Annotated in this window: 6 protein-coding genes; 4 read left to right on the top strand and 2 right to left on the bottom strand. The window is 37.2% G+C overall.

Annotation, left to right across the window (positions count from 1 at the left end):
- The first annotated feature begins 2,796 nt into the window (after nt 1–2,796).
- Entirely contained in the window at nt 2,797–5,559 is a 2,763-nt protein-coding gene (locus tag AWW78_RS10245; RefSeq protein WP_047133637.1) for a GAF domain-containing protein, read from the top strand.
- Nucleotides 5,560–5,566: 7 nt separating this feature from the next.
- On the opposite strand, the gene AWW78_RS10240 is transcribed toward AWW78_RS10245, so the two are convergent.
- Nucleotides 5,567–6,514: a Ppx/GppA phosphatase family protein gene (locus AWW78_RS10240; RefSeq protein WP_159421041.1), complete on the bottom strand. Its 948-nt coding sequence runs from the start codon at nt 6,512–6,514 to the stop codon at nt 5,567–5,569.
- A complete protein-coding gene (gene prmA / locus AWW78_RS10235) occupies nt 6,498–7,343 on the bottom strand; it encodes a 50S ribosomal protein L11 methyltransferase (RefSeq protein ID WP_082349278.1) in 846 nt (281 codons plus the stop codon). Before prmA ends, AWW78_RS10240 begins: the two co-directional genes overlap by 17 nt.
- A gap of 147 nt (nt 7,344–7,490) precedes the next feature.
- On the opposite strand from prmA, the gene AWW78_RS10230 reads away from it, so the two are divergent.
- The 3 genes from AWW78_RS10230 to AWW78_RS10220 are packed head-to-tail and all read left to right on the top strand — an operon-like array spanning nt 7,491 to nt 10,521.
- Entirely contained in the window at nt 7,491–8,813 is a 1,323-nt protein-coding gene (locus AWW78_RS10230) for an NfeD family protein (RefSeq protein WP_234697314.1), read from the top strand.
- 22 nt (nt 8,814–8,835) lie between these two features.
- Nucleotides 8,836–9,594: a slipin family protein gene (locus AWW78_RS10225; RefSeq protein ID WP_047133635.1), complete on the top strand. Its 759-nt coding sequence runs from the start codon at nt 8,836–8,838 to the stop codon at nt 9,592–9,594.
- 12 nt (nt 9,595–9,606) lie between these two features.
- Nucleotides 9,607–10,521, top strand: a complete 915-nt coding sequence (locus tag AWW78_RS10220; RefSeq protein WP_047133634.1) for a PfkB family carbohydrate kinase — start codon at nt 9,607–9,609, stop codon at nt 10,519–10,521.
- Nucleotides 10,522–10,551 lie beyond the last annotated feature (30 nt).

The raw sequence follows: 10,551 nt of genomic DNA, 5'->3' as shown, positions 1-10,551 counted from the left end.
CTCCAGTCACACTTGAATCTCGTATGCCGTCTTCTGCTTGAAAAAAAAACAAATCCAAAACTTCTCGTTTTATTATCTATGAGGGTAAATGCGAGGTTACTTTCATTGATGTCTTGAGGTAAAACTTTTATCCCCATTCTTCGGCATTCTTCAATGAATTTAACAATTTTTTCGGTTTTGTACAATTCGCTCGACGTCGTAGCTGCCATAAATTCAGCGGGGTAGTGAGCTTTAAGGTAAGCAGTTTGATAGGCAAGGTAGGCATAAGCGACGGCATGGCTTTTATTAAATCCATAGGATGCGAATTTTTCAAGCATGTCAAAAATTTCCTCAGCGATTTTCCTGTCAATTCCATTTTTAAGTGCTCCTTGAATGAATTCATCTCTTTGCTTTGCCATTAACTCTTTATCCTTTTTACCCATTGCCCTCCTCATCAAATCAGCTTTTGCAAGCGAAAACCCAGCAATTTGATTGGCGATTTGCATTACTTGTTCCTGATAAACAATGATGCCGAATGTTTCTTTTAAAATTGGTTCGAGCTTTGGATGAAGGTATTCAACAGGTTTTCGGCCATGTTTCCTTTCGATATACTCATCAATCATCTCCATTGGGCCAGGTCTATAGAGAGCGTTCATCACAGCAAGATCATGAATGTTTGTCGGCTTTAACCTTCTAAGATATTCCTGCATTCCGGAACTTTCAAACTGGAAGACGCCAACCGTTTTACCTTCACCGAGGAGATTATAAGTTTCTTTATCATCAAGCGGAATTTCATCAATGTTTATCTCAATTCTGTAGTTTTGTTTTATCAGTTTCAATGTGTTAACTATGACTGTAAGGGTTCTCAGACCAAGTATATCAACTTTTAAAAGCCCCGCTTTTTCAAGGTAGTCTTTATCATATTGTGTCATTAATTCAGTTTGTGGGGTTTGATAAAGTGGCACATAATCGCTTATATCTCCAGGGGCGATGACAATTCCAGCAGCATGGGTTGAAGGATGTCGGTTTAGACCTTCAAGAATAAGTGCATATCTTACAAGTTCCTTTAATTTCGGGTCAGTCGTATTTTTAAGCCATTCCAGCTCCGGCGTCTCAAGTGCTTCGCTCAAAGGTAGTGGTTTCCCCTGATGAACAGGAATATTTTTTGTGATTGAATCAACGGTTTGAAGTGAAATTCCAAGAACCCTTGCGACATCCCTTATCACGGCGCGGGATGAAAGCGTCCCGAAGGTGATTATTTGGGCAACGGATTTTTCTCCGTATTTTTTCTTAACATAATCAATTACAAGCTCTCTTTTATCGTCAGCAAAGTCAACATCAATATCGGGCATTGAAACTCGTTCAGGATTTAAAAATCTTTCAAAAAGTAAACCATATTTCAGTGGATCAATATTTGTAATTCCAAGTGCGTATGAAACTATAGAACCCGCTGCTGAGCCTCTCCCAGGTCCAACAGCAACGCCCATTTTCTTTGCCTGATGTATGAAATCGTGCACAATTAAAAAATAGGTTGAAAATCCCATCTTTTTGATAACATCAAGCTCATATCTTAATCTATCTTCAATCTCCTTCGTTATGGTTTTGTATCTCTTTTGCAATCCTTCGAAGGCAAGCTTTTCAAGGTATTCATCTGGAGTTTCCACTCCTGCATCTTTTGGAATTGGGAAATGCGGAAGGTAATTTTTCCCAAGCTCAATTTCAAGATTGCATTTTTCAGCGATTTCAAGCGTTGCCTCAATCGCCTCGGGAAAATCTTTAAATGCTTGATACATTTCCTCCGAATTTTTGAAGTAAACCTGATCTGTTCCGTATTTTAGCTGGTAAATGTCTTTGACGGAGTTTTTGTCCTGAATTGATATGAAAATATTGTGGGGAATTGCATGTTCCTGCTTGAGATAATGGCAATCGTTCGTAGCAACAAGTTTTATTCCGAGTTCTTTTGCAAGTCGTGGCATTCCTTGCAAGACAGGTTGCTCTTTGTCTATAAAGTGATTTTGAATTTCAAGATAAAAGTCATCTCCGAATAGATTTTTAAACTTCATCGCCATTTTTTTTGCACCTTCGTAATCGCCATCGACAAGATAAGCGGAGACAACCCCGCCGATGCATGCTGAAAGGGCTATGAGGCCTTCATGATACTTTTCGAGAACTTCAAAATCTATTCTTGGCTTGTAATAAAATCCTTCCGTATGCCCAATTGATATAAGTTTGCTTAAATTTTTCAAGCCAGTGCTATCCTTTGCGAGTAAAACAAGATGTTTGTAGTGGGTTTTCTTGTGTCTTACTGCAAGGTCTGACTCCTCGTCTTTGCTTCCCCTTGTTTTGTCAAATCTTGAACCATCTGTTACAATGTAAACTTCACTTCCAATTATCGGTTTTATCCCCGCTTCCTTTGCTTTTATATAAAATTCAAGTGCCCCGAACAAAACTCCATGGTCTGTTAATGCAACTGCGGACATTTTATTCTGGACTGCTGATTCAATGATACCATCTATTGTGCTTATTGCATCAAGAATGCTATAGTGAGAGTGATTATGGAGGTGAACAAATTCAGGCATTTATCGCCCTAAGCTTTTGTTTAACAATCGGTAAATTTGAAGACATCCAAATATACACAACTGGAGTAATAAAAGTCAAGGTTCGGTCTTTGGGGCAAATATCTTGCAACAAGGTGGTGGCTTGATAAATTTAACTTTATGTTTTATATTTATACCGATAATCAGATTTTTCTTTTGTTGAAGGGGGCGGGAAAGGGTTACAAGTAGTTTTTTATAAAAATAGGTTGGCTTTGCTTTAATGAGCGGAAAAGCTTTTGCAGGTTTGATTGCATTTCTCATAATTTTGATCACCGGGATCTTAATTTACCTTAACGAACATGCAATCATAAGAAATTTTGAAAGCCGCGAAAGCGGCAAAATCAATGTTTTGTTTTCAAATTTAAAACACGCGATTAAGTCCCATCTTTTGAACGGGGAAAGTGAAAAATTTTTTGAATTTGTCCAAAGCTATAAGGATTTGCCGGGTGTAAAGTTAGTGGCAGTGTTTGACAGTTCGGGCAATATAATTTTTCATATGGGTGATCGAGGCGAGATCCCATCAAAATTATCATTATTCCAAGCTGATATTTTGCGGTATAGCCCCGAACGGAAAGTTTATGAAGTATTTTCTCGCGTTAGGGGTGAGAATGGTAAAAGTGTTGGGGTTATGCTTAAAGTTGATGTCACGCCTTACAGGGAGGGTATAGCTAGAACAAACTTGTTGATTTTTACCATCATTGCGCTCATTGTGATTTTTGGGTTTATCATGGTGGTTACAACTTTTACTAATAGGGTGATAAAACCGATATCAAGAGTTTCAGGACTTATGCAAGATGTAGCGCGAGGTGTTTACAATGTTCAACTTGAGGTTCCCCGGTCATCTGAGATTTATGAATTTGCTGAGAACTTTAATCAAATGGTTAAACTTCTCGATGAGAAAGAGGGACGACTTGAAAGGCAGAAATCCCAGTTTAAAATTATATCTGAAATTTCACGGCTTGGTCTTGATATAAAATCAGTTGAAGAGTTTTTTAAAAGTGTTGTCGTGATTATAAGAAGTGAATTTAACTTTTTGAATGTTACCTACTTTACCGTTGATTCATCGAAAAAGCTAAGGTTAGCCGCTATCTCGGGTTATCTTGAGGATTACATTGATGAGAACTATGTGATTGATGTCGGTTATGGGATCATTGGGTCGTCCGTTTTAATTGGGGATGTAATTGTTATAAATGATGTTTCAAAAAGTCCGCAGTTTGTTCCCCTTTATGACGCGCCCATCCAATCGGAGGTGGCGATACCTATTAGAAAGAAAGGTAAGATTGTTGGTGTTCTGGATATAAGCTCAGATAAAATGAATGCTTTCACTTCAGAGGATGTGAAAGTTTTCAAGACGATTGCGGAGACAATATCTCTTATACTTGAAAAGTTCGATTCTACAGTTGAAAATGTGAAACTTCTTTTCAAACTTGAATCGGTTTACAAGTTAACGCGCGATCTCGTTTTGATAAGGGATATTGATAAAATTTTTGAGAATGCAGCTAAAATAATTCATTCTGTCCTTGGCAAGAAAGAACTTGTTGTAGAAATTTATGAAAGGGTTGAGAACTTGCTTGTCATGAAAAGCATTTATGGCTCTCTGAAAGAGCCATTGCCATATGAGTATATCCAATCAGTTAATGAGGGTATAATTGGGAGAGCGGTCAGGGAGAAAACCTTGATTCATGTCCCGGATATTATACTTGAACCTAAAGCAGTAAGGTATTATAAAACCGTATCTTCAGAAATTGTCGTTCCTTTGATTGTGGAGAATGAAGTTATCGGGGCAATAAATTGTGAGGCTGGTGCTGTAAATGCTTTTGACAGTGTTGATATACTTGTCCTTCAAACGATCGCTGATACACTTTCAATAGCAGTTCATAACGCGCGGATGTATCAAAAAATTTCTGAGTCTGAGAATAAGTATAGAGCTATATTTGAAAATTCAAGTGAGGCAATTTTTAGGATTGATCAAAATGGACAATTCATCGAGATAAACCCAGCCTTTGTGAAAATTTTTGGCTTTGCTCCCGAAGATAAAGTTAGCCTTTACGACTTATTTATTTCAAGCCAAGAGGTTAAAAAATTTAAGGAAGAGCTTGAAAATTATGGCCAGATTTCTGGATTTGACGCTCAATTGAAAAATAAAGATGGGGAAACTTTAAATGTCAAAATCTCCTTGAAAATTTCATTGAAGACGGCGCTTGAAACTTATTATGATGGGGCTATAGTTGATTTAACTGATTACTTGAAAATGAGAGATAAAATCTATGAGGCTGATAAACTCCGTGGGCTTGCGCAAATAGCTGGCGGTATGGCGCATGAGTTCAATAATATATTTGCTGGGATTCTTGGTTCCGCTCAACTTATAAAAATGAAGTTTTCAAAAGAGGACAAAGTTTATCAGTGGGCTGACATAATTGAAAGGGCAACAATGCGAGGAGCTGAACTTGTTAAAAAGTTAATTGCCTATGCAAGGGGTGGTAAATTAAAAATTTCAAACCTCAATATCAACGAGGTAATTATTGAAACGCTCCAAAAATTTGGCCATGTTGGCGAAATTACTTTTAAAACAGAATTTGAGCCTCAAATACCTGAAATTCCTGGCGATCGTGAGCAGATAATTCAAGTTTTTTACAATATAATTCAAAATGGAATTGAAGCAATGGAAAACGGCGGGACTTTATATATAAAGACTGGTCATAAATGGTTTGATCAAAAGAGTGTAAATGATCCAGAGTTTGTTGCTGGTGAATATGTTTATGTTTCCATCTCAGATACAGGTATTGGCATGTCTGAAGAAATTTTAAGCCGAATTTTTGAGCCTTTCTTCACAACGAAAAGAGTATTGGGTAAAAGTGGACTTGGCTTATCAATGGTTCACGGGATTGTAAAGAATCACGGGGGTTATATAGCTGTGTCAAGCGTACCCGGAAAAGGTTCAACATTTGATATATTCTTTCCCGTTGGCGAGAAACTAAAGTAGTGAATTTTTAAAATTTAATCCGCTGTAGCTCAAGTATAGCGCCGTATCTAACCCCTCTATCGCTTGCAATTATTCTATCAAATTTAAATTTCTTCATAAAATCGCGTAGGATTAAAATACCAGCAAATATGACATCTTCCCTTCCCTTGGAGATTTGTGGAATCTTTTTAATCTCGTCGATACTGAGTTTTTTGAATTTATTATATATCTCATCAATTGTTTCAAAGCGCATCTCATGCATGTTAACTTTTTCTCCATCGTATGTTTCGAGCCTTAAGTCGTAAGCTGCGATCGTTGTAACGGTTGCTGCAACTCCTACAAGTGTTGAATCAGCGAAGTCAAACTTATCATTTATCTTTTCAAATTCATTATTGATAAAGTCACGGGCATATTTTATTTCCTCTTCAAGTGGCGGGAAATGCTTAAAAAATTTTTCTGTTATTCTCACCGTTCCAATGTTAAGTGATGCAAGATTTTTTATTTCAAAGCCAAGCCCATTTATTATCTCGGTGCTACCTCCGCCGATGTCGATTACGGTTATTTTTGAGTTTAAAATTTTATGGTCAAGGCCACTTACCGCTCCGAAATAAGTTAACCTTGCCTCTTCTTCGCCTGATATAACTCTGATTTTAATTCCAGTTTTTTGATATATAAATTCAATAAGTTGATCCCCGTTTTTTGCATCTCTTAATGCACTTGTTCCAATTGCTATAATCTTGTCAACATTAAAATTTTCCGCTGTCGCTTTAAATTCAATGATAGCGTTCAGAACTTTATCAAAAACTTCTTTTTGAATTAAACCACTTGCATCAATGTTTCGCCCAAGTCGTAGTATTATTTGAGCGTTATGTAATGGTATCACTTTATCTTTTTCAACCCTTGCGATTAAGAGAAGAGCTGTGTTTGTTCCAAGATCGATCGATGCAATTTTTACTGGTTCATTTCTTTGAGACAATTGCGAGCCATTCATTTTCTTTTAAAACATCAATTATCTCAAAATTATGGATCAATAAATGTTCTTCAATTGTTCCTTGATCTATGTCAAGATATCCCGATGTGATTAAAAAGCCCTTGTCTTTTAATTTCTCATAAAACTTGGGGATCATCTTAATTATCGCATTTTTATTTATATTTGCAAGGACGAAGTCAAAGTTTGTTTCGTTTACATCGTCAATTGTTCCAAGTATAACTTTAAATTTGTCCTTCACATTGTTAATCTCGGCGTTTTCTAGGGCGTTTTCGTAAGCCCAATGGTCGTTATCAACCCCTACGCATGTGTCAGCGCCAAGTTTAATTGCAGCTATTGAAAGTATTCCTGAGCCAGTTCCGACATCGAGAACCTTACATTTGGGATAGAGATATTTTTCAATTGCTTTGAGCATCAACCGAGTTGTTTCGTGATGTCCAGTTCCAAACGCCATCTTAGGGTCAATTTGAATGATTATTTTTCCTGGTTTATGGTATTGTTTCCATGTTGGTTTTATGACAAGCTTTTCTCCGACTTCAATTGGTTCAATGGTTTGTTGCCATATTTCGTTCCAGTTTTTCTCGACAATTTCCTTGATTGAAATTTTTACTTTTGTGTTTTCTTCTTGTAGATTTTGGATAAAGTTCAAAAGTTGATTTTTTATTGTTTCATTCCAATCTTCTTTTTTGAAATAACATTTGATCGAGTTTCCATCTTCCCAACACCCGATGCTCCCAAGTTCACCAGCAAAGTAAATTATTTCATCTTTTGCATCCTCGGGCGATTCTAAAATCGATATTTCGATCCAGGTTTGCATTTTACATTTTTTCTTTTTATTAAAGCAAGAGATGAACGTTATAATTGGGCACAGGAAAAACTGAAAAAGTTTTATTGTCAGTAGCAATTCAATTTATTTAAACTTTTGTTTTCTTGCAACAAAGCAAGTTTTTTTGTAAAATTGAGGTTGGAGAAAATAAAACCATTTCTTGAGATGAGAAAATTAATTTTACTTTTGATTTTAGGATTGAGTCAGGCATTTGCGGATAATTTTGTTTATGTGATAAAGATCGAGGGAACGATAAATCCAGCAACTGCTGAGTATATTTCAAGTTCAATAAGAAAGGCAGCGGAGGAAGGTGCTGAGTGTCTTATTATAGAGCTTGATACCCCTGGAGGTCTCCTTGAATCAACTCGAACTATTGTAAAAGCAATTCTTGGAGCTGAGATCCCAGTTGTGGTTTTCGTTTATCCGTCAGGTGCGCGTGCTGGTTCCGCTGGTGTTTTCATAACTCTTTCAGCTCATATTGCAGCTATGGCTCCGGGAACAAATATCGGTGCTGCTCATCCCGTTGGGATAGGTGGTATGGGGGATACATCAAAGGTGATGGAGCAAAAAATAACAAATGACGCTGCTGCTTTTGTTAGAACGATCGCTGAAAAAAGAAACAGGAATGTGAAATGGGCTGAAAGAGCTGTGCGTGAGAGTATTTCTTCAACAGAGACGGAGGCTCTGAAGGATAGCGTAATTGATCTGATCGCAAGGGATTTAAAGGATTTACTTGATAAGATTGATGGGAAGATTGTTAAAATTGATTCGAGAGAAAAGGTTTTGAAGACAAAAGATGCAAATGTAAAGTTTGTAGAGATGAATTGGCGCGAACGTCTTCTTGCATTGATAAGTGATCCCAACATTGCTTATATTTTGCTTTTGCTTGGAATTTATGGGATTTTGTTTGAACTTTATAACCCAGGTTCAATTTTCCCTGGTGTAATTGGTGCGATTTGCTTAATCCTTGCGTTTTATTCGTTGCAGGCATTGCCTATAAATTATGCAGGTCTTGCTTTGATAATACTTGGCATAATTTTGTTGATACTCGAAATTAAAATTGTAAGTCATGGACTTTTAACAGTCGGTGGCGCAATTTCATTGTTACTTGGCTCGATAATGTTAATAAATTCACCATTTGAACTCATGCAAATCTCTTTAACTGTTATAATAACTGCGGTCGCATTGACCGTTCTGTTCTTTCTTTTTGCAATAGGGATGGCTTTAAAGGCTCAGCAAAGAAGACCAACGACAGGCAAAGAAGCTCTGATAGGTGAAGTTGGTATAGCTCTTACTCAATTTAGCCCATCAAAAGATGGTTGGGCAACGGGTCAGGTAAGAGTGCATGGGGAAATATGGAGAGCGATAAGTCGAGATAAAATTGAGCCAAATGAAGAAATAGTTGTAAGGGGCGTTGAAGGTTTAACATTAAAAGTTGAGAAGGTGGACAGGAAAGAATAAAACTAAAAATTGGAGGTAAGTCATGACGATATCACTTTTAACCGTAGTTATAGTCTTTTTGATAATTATACTTTCAAGCGCTATAAGGGTGTTGCGTGAATATGAAAGAGGTGTTGTTTTCCGACTTGGCAGATTGATAGGTGCAAAAGGACCTGGTCTTATATTGTTAATTCCAATAGTTGATAAAATGGTTAAAGTGAGTTTAAGAACTGTTGTTCTCGATGTTCCGCCACAAGATGTTATAACGAAGGATAATGTTTCAATTAAAGTTAACGCTGTTGTTTATTTTAGAGTTGTTGATCCTGAGAAAGCCGTCGTTGAAGTTGAGGATTACTTATATGCAACATCACAGTTATCGCAAACCACCCTTAGAAGTGTCTTGGGACAGAGTGAGCTTGATGAAATTCTTGCTGAAAGAGAGAAAATCAATCAGAATCTTCAGCAGATAATTGATGCACATACTGATCCATGGGGAATTAAAGTTTCAATGGTTGAAATCAAGCATGTTGATCTTCCAGTTGAAATGCAAAGGGCTATGGCAAGGCAAGCCGAGGCCGAAAGAGAAAGAAGGGCTAAGGTTATCAACGCTGAAGGGGAATATCAAGCAGCGCAACGTCTTGCTGAAGCAGCTCAGATAATAGGGCAATATCCAACTGCGATTCAGTTAAGGTTTTTACAAACATTATCTGAGGTTGCATCCGAGAAAAATTCCACCACTATTTTCCCGATACCGATTGAACTTATAAGGCCATTCATTGAAACTGGGGACAGAAAAAAATAGGGAGAGCTTGATTTGAATTTACTTGTTGTTGGGTCAGTAGCACTTGACACAATTGAGACACCCTTTGCGAAAGCATCTGAAACACCCGGAGGTTCTGCGCTTTATATTTCAATTTCAGCGAGTTATTTCACTAGATCAATTGGGCTTGTTGGAGTTGTAGGGGATGATTTTCCGAAAGATGTTATTGAAGATTTGCGCAGTAGGGGCATTGATTTAAAAGGGCTTCAAATTGTAGATGGAGGGAAAACATTTAGATGGGGCGGAAGGTATCATTATGATATGAATACGCGAGAAACTTTATTTACTCATTTAAATGTTTTCTCCAATTTTAACCCCACAATACCCAGTGAGTTTAAATCAAGCAAGTATGTTTGCCTTGGTAACATTGACCCTGTTCTTCAAATGGAAGTTCTTAAACAAGTGGAAAGCCCAAAGCTTGTCATTGCAGATACAATGAATTTTTGGATAGAGCGAAAATATGGTGAACTTCTTGAGACATTAAAGCATGTGAATGTTTTGATTGTAAATGATGCCGAAGCCAGGCAAATTGCAATGGAACCGAATTTGATAAAGGCGGGCAAGAAAATCCTTAAACTTGGTCCTGATGTGGTGATAATTAAAAAGGGTGAACATGGCGCTGTTTTAATTATTGATGGCACAATCTTTACAGCTCCAGCTTATCCGATTGAATCCATTCAGGATCCCACAGGTGCGGGAGATTCATTTGCTGGAGGTTTTGCTGGATGGATTGCAAAAACCGATGATATCTCGGAAGAAAATTTGAGAAGAGCTGTAATTTATGGAAGTACAATCGCTTCGTTTTGTGTTGAGGATTTTGGGATTAACAAAATTAAAAATTTATCCTGGGATAAAATCCAGGAAAGATTTATGGCTTTTCGTGAATTGATGAGATTTGAAGTTGAGTGAAAGATACAGACAGTTATGGAAGCAAGAGTG

Source organism: Candidatus Kryptonium thompsonii, assembly GCF_001535985.1.
GTDB classification, from domain to species: Bacteria; Bacteroidota; Ignavibacteria; order Kryptoniales; family Kryptoniaceae; genus Kryptonium; species Kryptonium thompsonii.
Note: the sequence above shows the minus strand (reverse complement) of the source record. Positions and strands in the feature narration are given on the sequence as shown.

Bases quoted from the DNA above. Each gene is read 5' to 3' on its own strand.
- AWW78_RS10245 (WP_047133637.1), top strand. From the start codon at position 2,797: ATGAGCGGAAAAGCTTTTGCAGGTTTGATTGCATTTCTCATAATTTTG.
- prmA (WP_082349278.1), bottom strand. From the start codon at position 7,343: ATGCAAACCTGGATCGAAATATCGATTTTAGAATCGCCCGAGGATGCA.
- AWW78_RS10225 (WP_047133635.1), top strand. From the start codon at position 8,836: ATGACGATATCACTTTTAACCGTAGTTATAGTCTTTTTGATAATTATA.